This is a genomic window from Rhodococcus sp. SJ-3, from assembly GCF_051918125.1.
Classification (GTDB): domain Bacteria; phylum Actinomycetota; class Actinomycetes; order Mycobacteriales; family Mycobacteriaceae; genus Rhodococcus.
Genome location: NZ_CM123306.1, coordinates 4,334,857 through 4,352,703 on the forward strand (window position 1 = coordinate 4,334,857; position 17,847 = coordinate 4,352,703).

Annotated in this window: 13 protein-coding genes; 10 read left to right on the forward strand and 3 right to left on the reverse strand. The window is 64.6% G+C overall.

What is annotated here, in order from left to right; all coding sequences use genetic code 11:
* Nucleotides 1-67: 67 nt before the first annotated feature.
* From ACTDXD_RS20215 to ACTDXD_RS20250, 8 genes are all read left to right on the forward strand, one after another.
* On the forward strand, nt 68-874 hold the full coding sequence (locus ACTDXD_RS20215) for a TauD/TfdA dioxygenase family protein (RefSeq protein WP_440124043.1): 807 nt from the start codon (nt 68-70) through the stop codon (nt 872-874).
* Entirely contained in the window at nt 871-1,575 is a 705-nt protein-coding gene (locus tag ACTDXD_RS20220) for an SDR family NAD(P)-dependent oxidoreductase (RefSeq protein WP_440127721.1), read from the forward strand. The genes ACTDXD_RS20215 and ACTDXD_RS20220 overlap by 4 nt, the downstream gene beginning before the upstream one ends.
* 310 nt (nt 1,576-1,885) lie before the next feature.
* A complete protein-coding gene (locus ACTDXD_RS20225; protein WP_440124044.1) occupies nt 1,886-3,277 on the forward strand; it encodes an ABC transporter substrate-binding protein in 1,392 nt (463 codons plus the stop codon).
* Nucleotides 3,277-5,400, forward strand: a complete 2,124-nt coding sequence (locus ACTDXD_RS20230) for a branched-chain amino acid ABC transporter permease (protein ID WP_440127722.1) — start codon at nt 3,277-3,279, stop codon at nt 5,398-5,400. Before ACTDXD_RS20225 ends, ACTDXD_RS20230 begins: the two co-directional genes overlap by 1 nt.
* A complete protein-coding gene (locus ACTDXD_RS20235) occupies nt 5,378-6,091 on the forward strand; it encodes an ABC transporter ATP-binding protein (RefSeq protein ID WP_440124045.1) in 714 nt (237 codons plus the stop codon). The genes ACTDXD_RS20230 and ACTDXD_RS20235 overlap by 23 nt, the downstream gene beginning before the upstream one ends.
* Nucleotides 6,088-6,792 carry an ABC transporter ATP-binding protein gene (locus tag ACTDXD_RS20240; RefSeq protein WP_440124046.1) on the forward strand — a complete coding sequence of 235 codons (705 nt, stop codon included), beginning with the start codon at nt 6,088-6,090 and terminating at the stop codon, nt 6,790-6,792. The genes ACTDXD_RS20235 and ACTDXD_RS20240 overlap by 4 nt, the downstream gene beginning before the upstream one ends.
* Nucleotides 6,789-7,142 carry a hypothetical protein gene (locus tag ACTDXD_RS20245; RefSeq protein WP_440124047.1) on the forward strand — a complete coding sequence of 118 codons (354 nt, stop codon included), beginning with the start codon at nt 6,789-6,791 and terminating at the stop codon, nt 7,140-7,142. Before ACTDXD_RS20240 ends, ACTDXD_RS20245 begins: the two co-directional genes overlap by 4 nt.
* A gap of 53 nt (nt 7,143-7,195) precedes the next feature.
* On the forward strand, nt 7,196-7,741 hold the full coding sequence (locus ACTDXD_RS20250) for a hypothetical protein (RefSeq protein WP_440124048.1): 546 nt from the start codon (nt 7,196-7,198) through the stop codon (nt 7,739-7,741).
* Nucleotides 7,742-7,818: 77 nt separating this feature from the next.
* Here ACTDXD_RS20250 and ACTDXD_RS20255 read toward each other — a convergent pair whose 3' ends face one another.
* A complete protein-coding gene (locus ACTDXD_RS20255; protein WP_440124049.1) occupies nt 7,819-9,576 on the reverse strand; it encodes a sulfite reductase subunit alpha in 1,758 nt (585 codons plus the stop codon).
* Entirely contained in the window at nt 9,573-15,056 is a 5,484-nt protein-coding gene (locus tag ACTDXD_RS20260; protein ID WP_440124050.1) for a glutamate synthase-related protein, read from the reverse strand. Before ACTDXD_RS20260 ends, ACTDXD_RS20255 begins: the two co-directional genes overlap by 4 nt.
* Nucleotides 15,057-15,392: 336 nt before the next feature.
* Here ACTDXD_RS20260 and ACTDXD_RS20265 point away from each other — a divergent pair, with 336 nt between their 5' ends.
* Together ACTDXD_RS20265 and ACTDXD_RS20270 are read left to right on the forward strand one after the other, a co-directional pair.
* Nucleotides 15,393-16,817: an aldehyde dehydrogenase family protein gene (locus ACTDXD_RS20265; RefSeq protein WP_440124051.1), complete on the forward strand. Its 1,425-nt coding sequence runs from the start codon at nt 15,393-15,395 to the stop codon at nt 16,815-16,817.
* A gap of 329 nt (nt 16,818-17,146) precedes the next feature.
* On the forward strand, nt 17,147-17,461 hold the full coding sequence (locus ACTDXD_RS20270; protein ID WP_440124052.1) for a hypothetical protein: 315 nt from the start codon (nt 17,147-17,149) through the stop codon (nt 17,459-17,461).
* A gap of 81 nt (nt 17,462-17,542) precedes the next feature.
* Here ACTDXD_RS20270 and ACTDXD_RS20275 read toward each other — a convergent pair whose 3' ends face one another.
* Nucleotides 17,543-17,842, reverse strand: a complete 300-nt coding sequence (locus ACTDXD_RS20275; protein WP_440124053.1) for a chorismate mutase — start codon at nt 17,840-17,842, stop codon at nt 17,543-17,545.
* Nucleotides 17,843-17,847 lie beyond the last annotated feature (5 nt).

Here is a 17,847-nt window from a genome sequence, read left to right on the forward strand (position 1 = left end):
CTGCCCGGGGCGGTGCAGCGCCGCCGTCCCGGGCCTGCCTCACCCTGTGTGAAAGGAATGCTCCGACATGGAGTCTGTAGCAATCACCCCGTTGTTCGGTACGGAATTCCGGGGAGTGGACACTCTCGACGACGACATCGTCGCGGCCCGCATCGGCGAGGCCCTGAAGTGGCGGGGTGTCGTACTCATCCGCGGACTGCATCTCGACGATGACGCACAGATCGCCTTCAGCCGGCGACTCGGCGATCTGGTGGAACCGGTGCGAAACGAGAAGATCATGACGGTCTCGCTCGACCCGGACAAGACTGCGGCGGCACAGTACCTCAAGGGGACCTTCAGCTGGCACATCGACGACACCACGAACAAGGTCCCGGCGAAAGCCACCACGCTGACGGCGCGGCAGGTTGCCGAAGTCGGAGGCAGAACCGAGTTTGCCAGTACGTACGCAGCGTACGAGAACATGTCCGAGCACGAGAAGAAGAGATACGAGGGGCTGCGGGTCGTCCACAGTTTCGAGGCCGCACAGCGCACCGTGTATCCGGAGCCCACCGACGAGCAGGTCGCGTTGTGGCGGATGCTGCCTCAGAACGAATCGTCGCTGATCTGGGACCGTCGTGACGGGCGACGTTCGCTGGTGGTGGGTGCGACCGCGGATCATGTCGTCGGGATGGATCCGGAGCGAAGTCGCAGGCTGCTCGACGAGGTACTGGCGTGGAGCACGCAGGAACAATTCTCCTACCTGCATGAATGGGAGGTCGGAGATTTCGTCCTGTGGGACAACACCGGGATCCTGCATCGTGCGGAATCGTACGATCCCACATCCGGGCGCTTGATGCAGCGGACGACCATCGTGGGGGATGAGCCATGGACGTGAGGACTGCTGTGGTCACCGGCGGCGGATCGGGGATCGGGAAGGCTGTCGCCGCCCGGTTGCGCAAGGACGGGCATCAGGTGGCCGTGTTCGATATCGCGCCGTCGGGAGGGGAACTCGAATACCGTGTCGATGTGACCGATCGTGGTCAGATCGACACGGCGCTGGCCGAGGTCCGTGAGCGACTGGGGCCTGTGACGATTCTGGTCAACGGTGCCGGAGTCGAGGTCTACAAGCGGTTCGTCAATCTCACCTGGGAGACGTGGTCGCGGGCAATCGACGTCAACCTGCACAGTGTCTTCCACTGCACGCAGTCGGTATTGCCGGACATGATCGATGCCGGCTGGGGGCGCATCGTCAACATCTCTTCGTCGAGTACCCACTCGGGGCAGCCGTTCATGTCGTCCTATGTTGCGGCGAAGTCGGGAGTCAACGGGCTCACGAAGGCACTTGCACTCGAGTACGGCCCACGAGGAATCACCGTCAATGCCGTACCGCCGGGACTCGTGAACACTCCGATGTTGCGACGCGCAGAGGGGAAAGGCTTGCTCGGTGGCACCATCGAGGAACACATCGAGCGAACCCCGGTGCGGAGGGCGGGCCGCCCCGAGGACATCGCGGCTGCCTGTTCGTTCCTGATCTCCGAGGAGGCCGGTTACATCACCGGGCAGATTCTCGGCGTCAATGGCGGGCGCAACACCTGATCGGCGCTCGGGGGTGCCACCGAAAACATACCGGGAGGGAAAGTTTATCCACGGCGAAATAACGTATTTCAAGAATGAGAATTGCGTTATTGACATACGAGTATGTGAGTTGCACCATATGTGAGTCGATCGCAGACCGGATGCGCTCGATGTGGTCGGGGGGACTACGGGGCAGAGGGGTCGAAACGGCAGCATTTCTGAGCAACGCGCGGCGGGTGGCATCGATTCGTTCTGTCGATGGGGCACTCTCCCTGAGATTTTCCGGGCGTGGGGATAGCCCGAATCATCGACACGGCCGGCGACGGCCCGGATGAAGGACTCGAACTTGAAATTACACAAGGTGGTCGTGGCGTTCGCGGCTCTCGCTGTACTCGCGACCGGATGTGGTGGCAGGGAAGGCGCAGAGGAGATCGACTCGGGCTCAGGCCAGTCGGACTCGGCAGCCACAGCGAACTTCGGCGACCTGACCGAGATATGCGGCCCGGGCGATGCGTCCGCAGCCTCGTCCCAAGGCGTGACAGCCGATTCGATCGAGGTCGGAGTGTTCTCCGACATCGGATTCACCAAGAACTCCGAATTCGTCGACACCGCAAAGGTGTTCACCTCGTGGTGCAACGAGGCCGGTGGAATCAACGGTCGTGAGCTGGTCGCCAATACGCGCGACTCGAAACTCATGGAGCCACGCCAGCGGATGATCGAAGCGTGTCGTGACGACTTCGCCCTGGTCGGGGGAGGCGCAGCGTTGGACGGACTCGGCGTCGAGACGCGACTCGAGTGCCTGCTGCCGAGTTTTCCCGCCCAGTCCGTGCAGGAGAAGTCTGCCGGCGCCGACCTCGAGGTCGCGGCATCACCTTCGAAGATTCCCGGTTACGACAACTACGCCGGTATTCGTACCTGGCTGATGGACGAGGCATACCCGGAATCCAAGGGCGCCATCGGCATGCTGAACGGCGACGCTGCGGTCTCCAAACTGATCGGTGACATCAACCGGGAGACACTCGTCGATCTCGGTGCCACCATCGTCTACGACGAACTGTTCCCGCTCTCGGGCGTGACCGACTGGACGCCGTACGCTCAGGCAATCAAGTCCAGCGGTGTCCGCGGCCTCGTCTTCCTCGGCACGTTCGACTCGCTCTCCAAGCTCGAAGAGTCCCTCACCAACATGGACTACAAGCTCGACTGGATCGACGCCAACAACAACGCGTACAACGACCAGTTCATCCAGTTGTTGGGCAGATCTGCCGACTACCAGAACAACGTCGTCGACCTCAGCGGTGTCGCCCCACTCGAGAGCGATGAACCTGCGGTCGAAGAACTGAAGGCGCTGTTCGACGAATATGCGCCCGGAAGCCAGATCACACTTCCCGCGATGCGCGCGTGGTCGTCGTGGCTGCTCTTCGCGAAAGCGGCCACGGCCTGTGGCGACGACCTGACACGAAAGTGCCTCTACGAGAACGCCCGTGAAGAAACCGCGTGGACCGGCGGAGGACTTCATGTCGCCAACGATCTGGCGGAACCGCTCCCACCGCAGCCTTGCTTCAACGTCGAGCGTGCGACGTCCGATGGATGGGAGCCTGCAGATTTCGGACCCGACAACGGTCTCTATCGATGCGACATCCCGGCGCGTGAGCTCTCCGACGGGACATCGACTCCGCCGTTGTCCCTCGCCGATGTCGGCAAGAGCATGAACGACCTCGAATGATGGACCAGTTCATCGCTTTCGGGATAGTCGGACTGTCGACGGCCGCGATCTACGCGATCATCAGCAGCGGATTGGTGGTCACCTACGCCACCACCGGTGTCTTCAACTTCGCGCACGGCGCGACCGGAATGATGGCGGCGTTCGCCTACTGGCAGCTCAGCGTCGGCTGGGATTGGCCCGTATGGCTTGCGCTGCTCGTCATTCTGGTGGTGCTGGCCCCGTTGTTCGGGATACTCGTCGAACTGCTGATGCGGCCGGTCCAGGGACTCGGTGACGCCGAGAAACTCGTGATGACGATTGCGCTGCTGAGCGGACTCATCGCGCTTGCCCGGTGGATCTGGGACCCGATGGAACCGCGGTCACTGCCGAGCTTCTTCGCCGACCGGGCACCGTTCCACATCGGTTCGGCAACGGTCAGCTGGCATCAGGCAATCACGATGGTGATTGCCATAGCGGTGGCGCTCGCCCTCCGCGTTCTGTTGTTCAACACCCGCACCGGCGTCGAGATGCGGGCCACCGTCGACGACCGTGCACTCGTCGGTCTGACCGGAGCGAATCCGGTGCGGGCCAACAGGGTCGCCTGGGTGGTAGGCACCATGCTCGCCGCTCTCGGTGGGGTACTGATCGCCTCGATGGTGTCGCTGGACGCAATGCAACTGTCGCTGTTGATCGTCAGTGCATATGCGGCCGCGATCTTCGGCAGATTGACGAGCCTGCCCATGACGTTCGTCGGCGCGATCGTCGTCGGATGTATGGAGGCCTATCTTGCCGGCTACCTGCCGCAGAACGAGTATCTGCCGGGTCTTCGACTCGCAGCGCCCGCGATCCTGCTGTTGATCGCACTGCTCATCTTCCCGCACCGGAAACTGCGCGGGCGCGAACGCAATCTCACCCAGGTTCCGGTTCCCACCGTGCGGGGCACGATCGTCTTCGCTGTGGTCATCGTCGTCTTCGGTCTCATGCTTGCCACGGTGCTCGGTGAAGGAGACCTGATCACCTACGGTCAGATCTTCGCGTTCGGTGTGATCGCCGTATCGATGGTGCCCCTCATCGGCTATGCCGGGCAGATCTCGCTTGCCCAACTGGGAATTGCGGGAATCGGGGCCGTCGTGTGCGCCAACTTCGGCGCCGAAGGTCAATGGTGGGCGATACCCTTGGCGATGCTGGTTGCCGCCGTGATCGGTGCACTCGTGGCGCTGCCCGCGCTTCGGCTGTCCGGTGTGTATCTGGCGCTGGGGACCGGCGCAATCGCCGTGGTACTCGACCGGTGGATCTTCCCGATGGCGTCACTCGAGATCTTCGGCAGAGACTTCGCCTTCTTCAATATGGGATCCGCGAACCTGGTCGGACCCAGCCTGTTCGGATTCCATCTCGACAGCACAGCAGAGCTGACGGTGTTCGCGGCAGTATGCCTGGCACTGGTGACCGCCTTCGTTGCAGCTGTTCGACGGGGAAAACTGGGGCGCCGACTGATTGCGTTGCGCGACAGCGAAACCGCGTACGCAACCTTCGGTGGAAGTCTGCTTCTGATGAAGACATCGGTGTTCGCGATCTCGGCTGCGATCGCGGGTCTCGGCGGGGCGCTGTACGGGATGCAACTGCAAGCGGTGGCACCCGAACAGTTCAACTTCGTGGCGGGTCTCGGCATCTTCCTGATCGCGGTGGTGGGTGGTCTCGGTGTCGTCGGCAACGGCCTGTTCACCGGCGCGATGATTGCCGGACCGATGAACGCACTGGTCGCACTGATACCCGCGACACAGAATTTCGTTCAGACCCTCCCGGCACTGGCCGGACTCGCATACGGATCCGGCTCGGTCGACGACGGTGTCGTGCCCTCCCTGCGGGAACGATTCGACAGTGCATTGCGCAACCCGCTCGCGATGGGTTTGCTCGCGGTGGCCGTCGTTGCGCTGTGGATGCTGCGGCTCGCAGACCTGATCAACGGGTACGTGCTCGTCCTCGGCATCGCGATCGCAGCAGCGGCCGCGTTCGGATGGGGTGCGAGTCGAGTCCCCCGGACGGGTTCGGAGCGGGAGATACCCGTCGAGTGGTGGGGACTGCAACGCCCGTGGGACGAGAACGACGAGGAGGTGCTCGATCGTGCCATCGCAACTCGAGGTTGAGAACGTCACGGTGGCATTCGGGGGACGCAGAGCTCTCGACGGTGTGGGCCTGCGGGCCGAGCCCGGGCATGTCACCGGACTGATAGGCCCCAACGGAGCGGGAAAAAGCACGCTGTTCGATGTGATTTCAGGGCTGCGCAAGCCCGTGAACGGCAGTGTTGCTCTCGGCGGCCGCGAGATCACCAGGCTCGGGCCTGCCCGTCGCGCACGGCTGGGGATGTCCCGGACCTTCCAACGACTCGAACTGTTCGGGCGGCTCAGTGTCCGAGACAACCTCCTCGTCGCAGCCGAGATGGGTCCCGACCGGAAGATGGCGGCCACGGTCGTCGACGGACTACTCGACCGTCTCGATCTGCGCAGTATCGCCGGTACGACCGCGGATGCGCTGTCCACCGGCATGGGACGTCTCGTCGAGGTGGGACGGGCCCTGGCAGCGAAGCCCAGCGTTCTTCTCCTCGACGAACCAGCCGCCGGCCAGGACCGGGAAGAAACCGAACGCTTCTCTGCACTGCTGCGCACGGTCGCCGACGACGGCGTAGCGGTGCTCCTGGTCGAACACGATATGGAACTGGTGATGGAGGTGTGCGACACCGTCCACGTGCTCGACCTCGGAAAGATCATCAGCGTCGGCACACCCGACGAGGTTCGTAGCGACGAACGAGTCATCACCGCGTACCTGGGAGCGACATGAACCCCATTCTCGAACTGCGCGACGTCTCCGCCGCCTACGGGAAGATCACTGTGCTGCGCAGCGTGAACGTGAACGTGATGCCAGGGCAGATCGTGGCGCTGCTCGGCCCCAACGGTGCGGGCAAGACCACGACCCTGCGCGTGGCGTGTGGCGCCCATCCCGTCAGTTCGGGCCAGTTGCTGCTCGGTGGCCGGGACATGACAGGTGTCTCGCCGCGCGAACTCGCCCGGATCGGCGTTTGCCTGATTCCCGAGGGGCGCGGAGTCTTTCCCAACCTCACCGTCCGCGAGAACCTCGTGATGATGACGTTCACGGGCCGCTCGATCGAGGAGATCGAGGAGGTTGCCTACACGCGATTCCCGATCCTCGGGAAGCGCGTATCCCAGACGGCGGGAACGATGTCCGGCGGCGAACAGCAGATGCTCGCGCTGGCACGCGGGCTGGCCACCGATCCGGCAGTACTCATGCTCGATGAACTGTCGATGGGGCTGGCGCCGCGGATCGTGGCCGAACTGTACGAGCACGTCGCCGAGGCCGCGCGGCAGGGGGTCGCGGTCTTGGTGGTCGAACAGTTCGCCACGGCGGTGCTGCATACCGCCGACCACGCCGCGGTGCTCGTCCGTGGCGAAATTCAGATCGAAGGTCCACCGGACGAACTCGGCGACGAGCTCGCGTCCCTCTACCTAGGAAGTGCATCATGACCGCCACGGAAACACGTGCCGACAAGTTCGCACGCGAGCTGACCGAACTGAAGATCCCCGATCCCGCTGCCGGCCGGTCCGGGCTGTGGTTGAAACTCGGTGTCGCGCTGATGATTCTCGGTCCGGTACTGACGATCGTGGCATACCTCATGTCGCACAACACCTCCGACGCGCTCGTTCAGCGCGACGCCATCATCATCGCGTTGCTCGGTATCGGCGTCGGCGTCGTGGGATCCGCGGTCTTCCTGAGGTATTCGATCACAGGATTCCTGAGGTTCTGGCTGGCTCGCCAGTCGTACGAATTCGCCCGGCTCAGTGAGCGACTTCCTGCGGACCCCGCCGCACCGTGACTCACCTGCACCATCCACGTGGACGAGGGTCCACTCTTCGAAAGGAACACCTAGTGCGCACACTTTCCATCCGCCGGGCATTGGCGGTTGCCGGAATCGCCGCTGTTGCCTTCGCCGGAGTTGCCGCGTGCAGCAGCGATGATTCGTCGGATGGCACCGACGACACCACGGTTGCCACCGCGACGACCGAGGCCGAGGAGACCACCGACGCCGAGGAGACCACGGGAGCCGCTGGGGCAGCTGCCGACGCGGAGACGACCCAGGCCGTCACCGATGCCTGGGTCGCATTCTTCGACGGAACGACACCGCCGGAGACACGCGCGGGCCTCGTCGAGAACGGTGACGAGTTCCTCCCCGCGCTGCAGGGGATGGCAGCAGATCCGCAGGCCACCGCGACCACCGCAACGGTCGAAGGTGTCGCGAGCGCGGGGGACGACGCCGCGACGGTCTCCTGGACTCTGTTGATGAACGGCGCACCTGTCCTACCCGACCAGTCCGGTGAGGCGCTTCTCGAAGACGGTCAGTGGAAGGTGTCCGCCGTGACGTTCTGCACGCTGCTCGCCATCCAGGGCGACGGCAGCGCAGTGCCCGGCTGCTGATCTGCCGAGGCGAAATGGCCGAATGTCACCTTCGTGCACTTCGAGTGGATGAAGGTGACATTCGGCCATGATGCGTGTCAGTAGACGTCGCGTATGTATCGCTTCTCGCGCTTGAGTGCAGTGATGTACTCGGCAGCCTGTTCTGCACTCATGCTGCCGTGTTCGGCAACGACCTCGTGGAGTGCGACGTCGACATCCTTCGCCATCCGCGATGCGTCACCGCAGATGTAGAAGTGGCCGCCCTCCTCGAGCCACGTGAACAGTTCGGCGCCGTGCTCCTTCATCCGGGTCTGGACGTAGATCTTCCGGGCCTGATCGCGGGAGAATGCCAGGTCGAGGCGGGTGAGCAGCCCGGACGCGACGAAATCCGCGAGTTCGTCCTCGTAGATGTAGTCGCAGCTGCGCCTTTGGTCACCGAACAGCAGCCAGTTCTTCCCTGTCGCACCGCGGGCACGGCGTTCCTGCAGGAATCCGCGGAACGGGGCGATGCCGGTACCAGGCCCGACCATGATCATCGGTGCGGTGTCGTCGGACGGAACACGGAACGACTTGTTCTTCGTCACGAAGATCCCGACCGGTTTCTCGCCGGCGCGGTCGGACAGGAACGTCGAGCACACGCCGCGACGTTCACGCTCGTCGGTGCCGTATCGCACGGCAGCGACCGTCAGGTGTACCGATCCGTCGGCGCTGTGGGGACTCGACGAGATCGAATAGGCGCGGTGCTGCAGCGGTTTGAGGACCGAGAGAAGCTCTTCCGATGAGAAAGCAGGAGCGGGCTTCAGTGACAGAACATCGAGAATATCTCGGCCCCAGAGCCATTCGTCGAGCGCCGCCTTGTCGCCGTGGCGAAGCACGTAGGTGAGTTCCTCGTTGCCCGTGCGTTCTTCGACCGCTTCGAGGAGATCGACGTTCGGCGCTGTGATCTCGTACCGGTACATCAGAAGATGCTCGAGGCTCTCGTCGTGACCTTCGGGGATCGTCGCACCATCGAGCCCGAGCGCGTCGACCAACGATTGCACGAGTCCGGCGTCGTTGACCGGAACCACATTCAGTGCGTCGCCTGCCTCGTACTCGATCCCGGAGTCGGCAAGTGCGAACTCGAAGTGCCGGATCTCTTTCGCGGAGCCTTCACCCGTGAGCAAACGGTTGACGGTGAGTGTGGCCGGAAAAGGATTCTTCCGCGTCCACTGTGCCTTCGCTCGTGCCGGTGCGGGCTCTGCCGAAGCAGTGGCGCCCCCGTCACCGGTGATGCCTTCGACGGCCGCGACGAGGGGCAGAGTCTCGGCGATCCAGACTGCGGCAACGTCCTCGAACTCGACGTCGCAGTCGACTCGCGGCACGATGCGCGTGGCTCCGAGTTGCTCCAGCCGCATGTCGATCAGCTTGCCTGCCTGGCAGAACCCGTCGTACCCGGTGTCGCCCAGAGCGAATACCGCGAAGTCCATACCGTCGAGTCGCGGCGCGGATTCGGCCGACAGCGAATCCCAGAACAGCTCGGCGTTGTCGGGCATCTCGCCTTCGCCGTAGGTGGACGTGACGATCAGGACCCGGCCGAGCGACGCGAAGGCCGCGGAATCGATGTCGTCGAGTGCAGAGACGACGGGAGCGAACCCGTGCGTGCGTGCCGCCGCGGCGGCATCCTCGGCGACCGATTCGGCATTACCCGTCTGCGATCCGTACAGGATGTGCAGCGCTGGGGCCGAGCCGGTGGTCCCGACAGCACTGGCGGGACCACCGGAGAACAGGCGGGTCTGCATGCCCGCGAGGAAGCCGGCCAGCCACGAGCGCTGGTCGGTGGTGAAGGGTGCGTCCGCGGGAATGAATGGCGCGGTCATGCGGGAACTCCGAGGGTCGGGGCGACGAGACCGGGCACCGCGTGGCGGGCGAACAGTTCCTCGTAGCCGGGCAGATCACCGGCGATGTTCAGATTCTTGCGGCTCTGCCACAGGATCCACCCGTAGGTGCCCGGCGCATCGACCGACCGGACGTTGCGCAGTGCGAGCGCCTGCTTGTAGTCGGCGAGACGCTTGTCGGCGACGAGTGCGGCCAGCTGTAGATCGGTATGGCCCGAGATTGCCTCCAGCGCATAGCGTTCGAGCTTGCTGATGAGGAAGAAGTCCTCGGTGAGCAGCAAGTTTCGTGCAGCTTTCCGGACCGCGGGGTCGTCGGCTCCGGCTGCGCCCGGCACCTTCTGCAGTGCCATCGCCTGCGCGGCGGCAAGCACCGTGTAGTTGTTGAGCAGCGCGTACATCGCTTCGGTATCGGTGCCATCCGGTGTCACACCACCCACGACGGGATCTCCGGAGCGGTAGCTCTGTTTGAACTTGCGCACTTGGTGCGCGACGAGTGCTGCCGCGACCTCGCCCGCGAGTTCCTTGCGGGTCGAGGCGGAGAGGATCTCGTCGAAGTCCTGGTACTGCAGTAGCGCCCGGGGCATACCGTATGCAAAGTGCTGCTGCTCGACCTGCCAGTTGTCGATCAGGAACCTGGCCTTCTCGGACCCGGTGGCCTCGACGTGCATGTGCAGAAGCCGCAGCACGGTCGTATTGTGGATCGCGGCCTGTGGGTCGTCGCCGGTGATCGCGCCGAGCACGATCGAATCGGCGCTGGCCTTGCCATCGAGCAGGCCTTCAGGGTCGTACTGGTAGACGAACCCGCCCGACATGCCATTGCCGACGCCCTTGCCGAACCCGCCGATGTTGAGCACAGCACCGTTGGTCATGTACTCACAGGCGAAGTCGCCGACACCTTCGACGACGGCGGTCGCCCCGGAGTTGCGGACAGCGAAGCGGTCACCGGCCTCGCCTTGGACGAACAAGCGACCGCCGGTGGCTCCGAACAGCGCGAAATTGCCGATCAGTACATTGCCCCCGCGGTCGTTCGTGCCGCCTCCGGGCGAGGAGATCGCGATCTGCCCACCGCACTGGCCCTTGCCGACACCATCGTTGGCAGTGCCGGTGTGGCGGAGCACCATGCCGTCGTTGCAGAACGCCCCGAACGACAGGCCCGCAGAGCCGGTGGTGGTGATCGTGACGGTGCCGTCGCGCAGCCATCGGCGTCCACGCTCGTCGGTGAGCGCAGACGGCACGTCGCCGAACTGTTCGTGGTTGAGCAGACGCTCGATGTCGATCGCGAGTTGCGCGCCGACGCTCTTGTTGTTGTTGGTCAGGCGAACGCCGTTGCCGAGCGCCACCGTGAGCGCGTTGTGTTCGAGCGCACCGCTGACGGCGGCGATCCACTCGTCGTCGAGCGAGTAGTCCTTCTCCAGGTACACCGGGTTGTCGATGTGGACCTCGGGCACCACTGCGAGCATGGCGCGCAGGTCCAGTTCACCGACGCTCGACGGGTGATCGAGCAGGTGCAGCAGATCGGAGCGGCCGCGCGCGTCGCGGAGCGACGGCAGACCCAAACGCGCGAGCAACTCTCGGGTCTCGTGCGCGATGTTGAGCAGGTACTGCGCCATCGCCCGAGGATCGCCGTTGAACATCTCGGGATTGGTGGTCAGGCCCGCGGGACATTTGACGTTGCAGTTCTTCGCCATGACGCACCCGAGCATCATCAGCGCGGTGGTGCCGAACTCGAAGCTGTCGGCTCCGAGCAACGCGGAGGTCAGGACGTCGGAGGCGGTCTGGTGGGCGCCGGAGCACCGCAGGATCACCTTGTCGCGCAATCCGTTCGCGCACAGTGCCTGGTGTACCTCGGCGACACCGATCTCGGCGGATCGGCCGGCATACTTGAGTGAGGTCACCGAGGCCGCACCCGTGCCACCGGTGTTACCGGCTACGTTGATGACGTCGGCGCCGGCCTTGGCGACACCGACGGCAATGGTGCCGATGCCTTCGGAGGACACGAGCTTGACGATCACCCGGACGCGGGCCGCTTTAGCATCGTGGATGAGCTGAGCGAGGTCTTCGATCGAGTAGGTGTCGTGGTGCGGGGGAGGCGAGACCAGCTCGACGCCCGGGGTCGCGCCGCGCGCCGCGGCGATCTCGACAGTCACCTTCTTCGCGGGAAGCTGACCGCCCTCGCCCGGCTTGGCGCCCTGCGCGATCTTGATCTCGATCTCTTCGAGCATCGGATCGGCCAGGTACCCGGCCCATACTCCGAAACGGCCCGAGGCGAACTGCTTGATCCGCGAGCCGCGGATGGTCCCGTAGCGGGAAATATGTTCGCCGCCCTCACCACAGTTCGACATGCCGCCGACCATGTTGGTGCCGTGTGCGACTGCTTCGTGAGCGTTCGAGTTGAGAGCGCCATGGCTCATTGCGCCGGACGCGAGGGTGCGGGTGATCTCGTGGGCCGGCTGGATCCGGTCGAGCCGCAGGCTCTGCGGCGCCTGCCGGATCTGCCCGAGGTAGTCGGCGGCCTGCCCGAGTGCCTGCACGGTGAGTGTGTCTCCGTAGCAGCGGTATTCGATGATCGTGTCGCCGAACCGTGCGACGAGCGACTGCGCGAGAGCTTCGGGGCGGGTGTGGTCGTCGGAGAGCGGTCCGGTCAGGCGCAGCACGAACTCGTTGTCGCCGACGCGGGACGCGGAAAGCCCGCGCACGAGCATCGAGTTGTTGCCGTACCGCGCGAAGCGACCCATCTCGCGCTGGAAGTCGTCGGCGCCGGTGATATAGGTGATGTCGGCGGGGAGTGTGAGCACGTCGCGCAATGCGGCGGGGCGGTGCATGCGTTCGTCGGCGATCGTGCGTGCGAAGGCGCGGTAACCGGGGGTGATGTCGAATGCGTCGATCTCGGCGGGAGTGAGCGCGCGGAACCCGCCGTAGCGGTAGGCGTCGTCGTCGAGGCCGTGTGCGTCGGACAGACGGTGCAGCGGTAGCAGGCGCAGTGCATCGGTCAGATCGGCTTCACCTGCCTGCTCGACCGGCAAGGTGACCGCTTCCTCGGTCATGTCGACGAATCCGCGCACCGCGGTGGTGCCGAACGAGTGACCGGCGCCGTCGGCGCGCTCTTTGAACAGTCCGAGGAGTGGCACGTCGGTCTCGCCCTGCACACCGAGGGCGTGCCGGTGCCAGTCGGCGGCGGCTTGTGCGATGGTGTCGAATCCCACGCCGCCGACCGGGGTCCTGACGTTCGGGAACCACCGGCTCAGCACCTCGTCGTCGGTGTCGAGGTAGCTCGGCTCGAAGAACTCGCCGCCGATGTACGACTCGACGGTGCACAGCCCCACGCGACCCATCGTCTTCATGAGCGACTTCTCTGCGGCTTTGCGGAACTTCAGGAACGCTGCGTCGGCATCGTCGCTGAACTTCTCTTCGGCACGCATCTGCACTGTCAGCGGGTAGACGGAAGCGGCACCGAAGCCGAGGGTCGCGGCGATATGGTGCGACGAGAACAGCTGACCGGACTCGACGATCACGGATACCCGAAGACGCACACCGTCGTCGATGAGTCGCTGGTTCACGGCCGCGATCGTGAGGATCATCGGCAGCGGCGTACGGTCGGCCGACACGTGACGGTCGGTCAGGACCGCGATACCGCCTGTAATGCGCGCGAACTCGGTGATACGGTCGGCGACACCGTCGATGGCGGCGGCGAGCGCTTCCGAGTTCGCTTCGGTGTCGTCGAACACCGGGGAGTACAGCATCTCGAAGCGCTGCACCGGTGTCTCGGACTGCTCGCGGATCCGGAGCATGTCGAGGTGAGTGAGGATCGGGGTGGGCACCACGATCTGGGCTGCCGACGGCGCGCCGCTACCGGGGCGTGCGCCGAGTGCGACCCGCAGCGTCATCCCGTCGGCTTCGCGGATGGAATCGAGCGACGGGTTGGTGACCTGGGCGAATCGCTGGGAGAAGTATTTGGCGACACCACCCTCCTGGTCGGACAGGGCATTGATCGCGTTGCCGTAGCCCATCGCCGAGATCCGTTCCTGACCCGCCGCGAGCATGGGGTCGAGCATGAACCGGAACGATTCCTGGTTGAGTGAGTAGGACACGTAGCGCTGGTGGCGTTCGAGGTTGCCGTTGTAGCGCAGCGGTGAACCGGCCTTCTCGGCCGGGACCTCCGGCAGTGCATCGAGGTTGCGGCGGGCTTCGTCGACCAGTGCCGCATAATCCCGCTGGGAAGAAAGGATTTCGAGTGCCTCGTCGGTTCCGTACGACCGGCCGGTGCGGTGGTCGAAGTACAGCATGCCGCCGGCTTCGATACGACCGCGACGAGTGACCGTTTCGGGTTCGAAGTCGAACTGCCCTGCTTCGGAGGTGACTGCGAGGTAGTCGTCGGTTTCGACGGTCCGTAAGGGGCGCAGGCCGAGCCGATCGAGTCGCGCGCCCACGACGGTCCCGTTGCCGAAGATGAGTGCGGCGGGCCCGTCGTTCTTCTCCTCGTATAGCGAGAAGAACTCGAGCATTGCGCGGACCTGCGGCGACACGGTCGTATCGTTCTCCCACGCGGGCGGCACCATCTGCACGACAGCGGTGACGAGATCCAGGTCGCCGGATGCGATGCGTGCCGCAAGCGTCTGGTCGAAGCGGCAGCTGTCTGATTGCCCGGGCGGGCGGATGATGTCGCGTCCGGCGGCTCGCGCCTGGGCACCTTCGAACAGGCGGTTCTTCCGGTCGGTGTTGAGTTCACCGTTGTGGGCCATCAGCCGGAACGGCTGCGCCATCGTCGGATGCGGGTCGGTATTTGTCGAGAAGCGGGTATGGAAGAACAGGGTGTGCACCGCATGTCGTGGGTCGACGAGGTCGCGGAAGTAGGGGATGACTTCGTGAGAGTTCAAGCGTCCCTTGAGTACCTGTGTTCGCGCGCTCAGCGACAGCGGATAGAGGCCTGCCGATTCGGGATCGATGTAGGCGCGCGATTCGATTGCAAGCAGGACCTCGTGCAGCATCGAATCGAATTCTTCTGCCGACGAGCAGCTCTCGGGTCGGCGGAAGATCCACTGCTGGATCGGCAGCTGGTGTGCTGCGGCCGCCGGACGAAGCACCGAGTGGTCTACCGGAACATCACGGATGGTGAGGACATCGATGCCGGCGGCGGTGAGTGCGCCGGTGATCAAGGCCTCCGCGTCGCGGGCGGATCCGCCGACGGGCATGAAGAAATTGCCGACACCGAATTCATTCGCGCGCAAGGGATGTCCGGTGACAGCCGAGAAGAGATCGACGGACAGATCGACGTTGACGCCTGCGCCGTCGCCGACACCCTCGGCCGACATGCCGCCGCGGTGGGGAACCACGCACAGCGCTTCGTGGGCGCGGACGAGAATCTCGTGGGTCTGGACACCGTCCTTGCGGGTGATGAATCCAACTCCACAGCTGCTCTTGTCGAGCGCGCGGTCGTATAATCCGGTGTCGGCGTCATGCGTCAACGGGCCAGCCTCCTCGGCGATTCGAAGTCGACCGACGGCGGCGGCGGAGGGCGCGTGTGTATACGCACGGAAAGCGCCAAGGGTAGACCGGTGCCTGCGACGGTGACCAAAGATCAGGAAACAGACGTCTTTGTCCGAATGCGCCGAGCGTTGCGACGGTGGAGCGCGCGAGCAGCGTTGTCGAGTGTAGCGCACAGGTTACGGCCGTGGGTCCGCGTCGTGCGTCACAGGCAGGGTGGCATCCACGTGAGTGCCGCAGGTCACAGAGGTCGGATACGCTGCGATCGTCGTCCGATCCGTACGTGCAGGTATCGAAGAAGAGCAGGGGTGTTGCAGATGAGTGGAGTTCTCGACCGGACCAAGATCTACATCGGTGGGCAATGGGTCGAATCCGACGGCGCCGGACACATCGAGGTCGTCGATCCCACCACCGAAGAGGTCATCGCGAAGGTTGCGGAAGGAGTGGCCTCCGACGTCGACCGTGCGGTGGCAGCTGCCCGCGGGGCATTCCCGGCATGGTCGTCGTTGAGCGGGACTGCGCGCGCGGCCTACCTGGAGAAGATCTCGTCCCTCGCCAACGAGCGTGTCGATGCACTGACCGCGACCGTGTCTCAGGATATGGGGATGCCGCTGAGTCTGGCGAAGCCGGTGCAGATCGGCATGCCGCTCAAGAACATCGCCGCATATGCCGCATTGGCAGGCACCTACGATTTCGACGACCAGGAGATCGGCAACGCCCTCGTGGTGCGTGAACCGATCGGGGTCGTCGGTGCGATCACCCCATGGAACTACCCGCTACATCAGGTGGTCCTCAAGGTATTCGCGGCGCTGGCAGCCGGATGCACTGTGGTCCTCAAGCCCACCGAAGTGGCGCCGCTGATCACCTACGCGCTTGCGGACATCGTCGACGAAGCGGGCTTGCCCCCGGGCGTATTCAACGTCGTCAGCGGCTACGGCCCTGTCGTGGGAGAGGCCATCGCCGCGCATCCCGACGTCGACATGGTGTCGTTCACCGGGTCGACGCGCGCGGGTAAGCGGGTCGCGGTGGTTGCCGCCGAGACCGTGAAGAAGGTGGCGCTCGAACTCGGCGGTAAATCGGCGAACCTCATTCTCGACGATGCCGACCTCGCCGCCGCTGTCACCGAGGGCGTAGGCAAGTGCTTCCTCAACTCCGGACAGACCTGCACGGCGCTCACTCGGATGCTCGTGCCCGCTGATCGACTGCCCGAGGCTGCCGCGATCGCCGCCGAGGTGGCGAAGGCCTACACCGTCGGGATCCCGTCCGAGCCCGATTCGAAGCTCGGACCGCTCGTGAGCGGTACGCAACAGAAACGGGTGCTGTCCTACATCGACAAGGGTGTGGCAGAGGGCGCCGAACTGACCCTCGACGGGCGCGAGCACGGCTTCTCCACGGGCTACTTCGTCGGTCCCACGGTCTTCAGCAATGTCACCGAGGACATGACCATCGCCAAGGAAGAAATCTTCGGACCGGTGTTGTCGATCATGGGTTACAAGGACGACGACGACGCTGTGCGCATCGCCAACAACAGTGAGTACGGACTGTCGGGTGGTGTGTGGTCGGGAGACCCTGCGCGCGCCGAGTCCGTTGCACGCCGCATCCGCACAGGCCAGGTCTACATCAACGGCGGCGCGTTCAACACCGACGCTCCGTTCGGCGGGTACAAGCAGTCGGGCATCGGCCGTGAGGCCGGCGTCTTCGGGCTGGAGGAGTTCCTGGAGATCAAGACCATCCTGCGCTGATCGGCACCGCGTGCCGTGCACCGCGACACGCCGATTCCGACGGTGTGTGACGTTCGACACGTTTCGGACGATAGTCGAAGTGGGCGACGAATCGCAGCTCGAAACATGTGATCGATCGCGGCGCACAGTACAACGGCACAGGAAGAAGCGCGGCTATGTATTGGTCGGCGAATGCAGGTGACGGAGTTGGCGGGTTCGGCCACGGCGGCGTTCCGGACGGGAACTCGCCGCCCAGTCGTCGTGGTGCCGAACCGCCACTGCGCAGTGTCCTCGAGGCCCGGCTTCCGGATCTTGCGCCTTGCGCACGACTCCTGGCAGGCAGTCATGACGTGGACACCGCACTGCTCGATCGGGCGGTCGCTCGTGCCGCGGCGACATGGCGTGAGCCTGTGGGGCCCGAATTGTGCGCCTACGTCCTGTACTGGTTCGGGTATCTGCTGCAGGCGAAGCGGCCTCACTGCGGTCCGCCTCATCCGGATCTCGGTGTCGACGACACGGTGCTGTTCGGAGCGCTGTCCCCGCTCGAGCAGGTCACGATAGTGCTGAGCGCATATGACGGACTTCCCCCCGCGCGTGTTGCGGCGCTGGCCGGCCGGGCGCTCGCCGAGTTCGAACTGGACGAGTCTCGGGCGGTCGTCGGATAGTCGTGGTCGGCCGATGGGACGCGCATCTACGCACGAGGCCCCCGCACCATCGGTGCGGGGGCCTCGCTCGGGAGAGTGTGGTCAGGACCGGCGCGTACGTCCCAGGCGAAGCAGGGTCATGGCGAGGGTCTTGCCGTCGTTGCCGAGTTCGGCGAACCGGTCGAGCACGCTCATCTCGTTGGACTGTGCTTCGCGGGTCTCGCCCGATTCTCTCGCTGCGGCGCCGATCTGCTGGGACAATTCGGAGCGCCGCTTGACCGCCTCGAGGATATGGGCGTCGAGGTCGCGGATCTGGTCGAAAAGGCTCCCCAGGTCCGTATCGTTGGCCGACGATGCTGCTTCGGCGCGCTCGATGCCAGGCGAATCAAGCTGGATGGTCATGCAGA

Coding starts and splice junctions, on each gene's coding strand:
- ACTDXD_RS20225 (WP_440124044.1), top strand. CDS start 1,886: ATGAAGGACTCGAACTTGAAATTACACAAGGTGGTCGTGGCGTTCGCG.
- ACTDXD_RS20275 (WP_440124053.1), bottom strand. CDS start 17,842: ATGACCATCCAGCTTGATTCGCCTGGCATCGAGCGCGCCGAAGCAGCA.
- ACTDXD_RS20255 (WP_440124049.1), bottom strand. CDS start 9,576: ATGACCGCGCCATTCATTCCCGCGGACGCACCCTTCACCACCGACCAG.
- ACTDXD_RS20240 (WP_440124046.1), top strand. CDS start 6,088: ATGAACCCCATTCTCGAACTGCGCGACGTCTCCGCCGCCTACGGGAAG.
- ACTDXD_RS20215 (WP_440124043.1), top strand. CDS start 68: ATGGAGTCTGTAGCAATCACCCCGTTGTTCGGTACGGAATTCCGGGGA.
- ACTDXD_RS20230 (WP_440127722.1), top strand. CDS start 3,277: ATGGACCAGTTCATCGCTTTCGGGATAGTCGGACTGTCGACGGCCGCG.
- ACTDXD_RS20265 (WP_440124051.1), top strand. CDS start 15,393: ATGAGTGGAGTTCTCGACCGGACCAAGATCTACATCGGTGGGCAATGG.
- ACTDXD_RS20245 (WP_440124047.1), top strand. CDS start 6,789: ATGACCGCCACGGAAACACGTGCCGACAAGTTCGCACGCGAGCTGACC.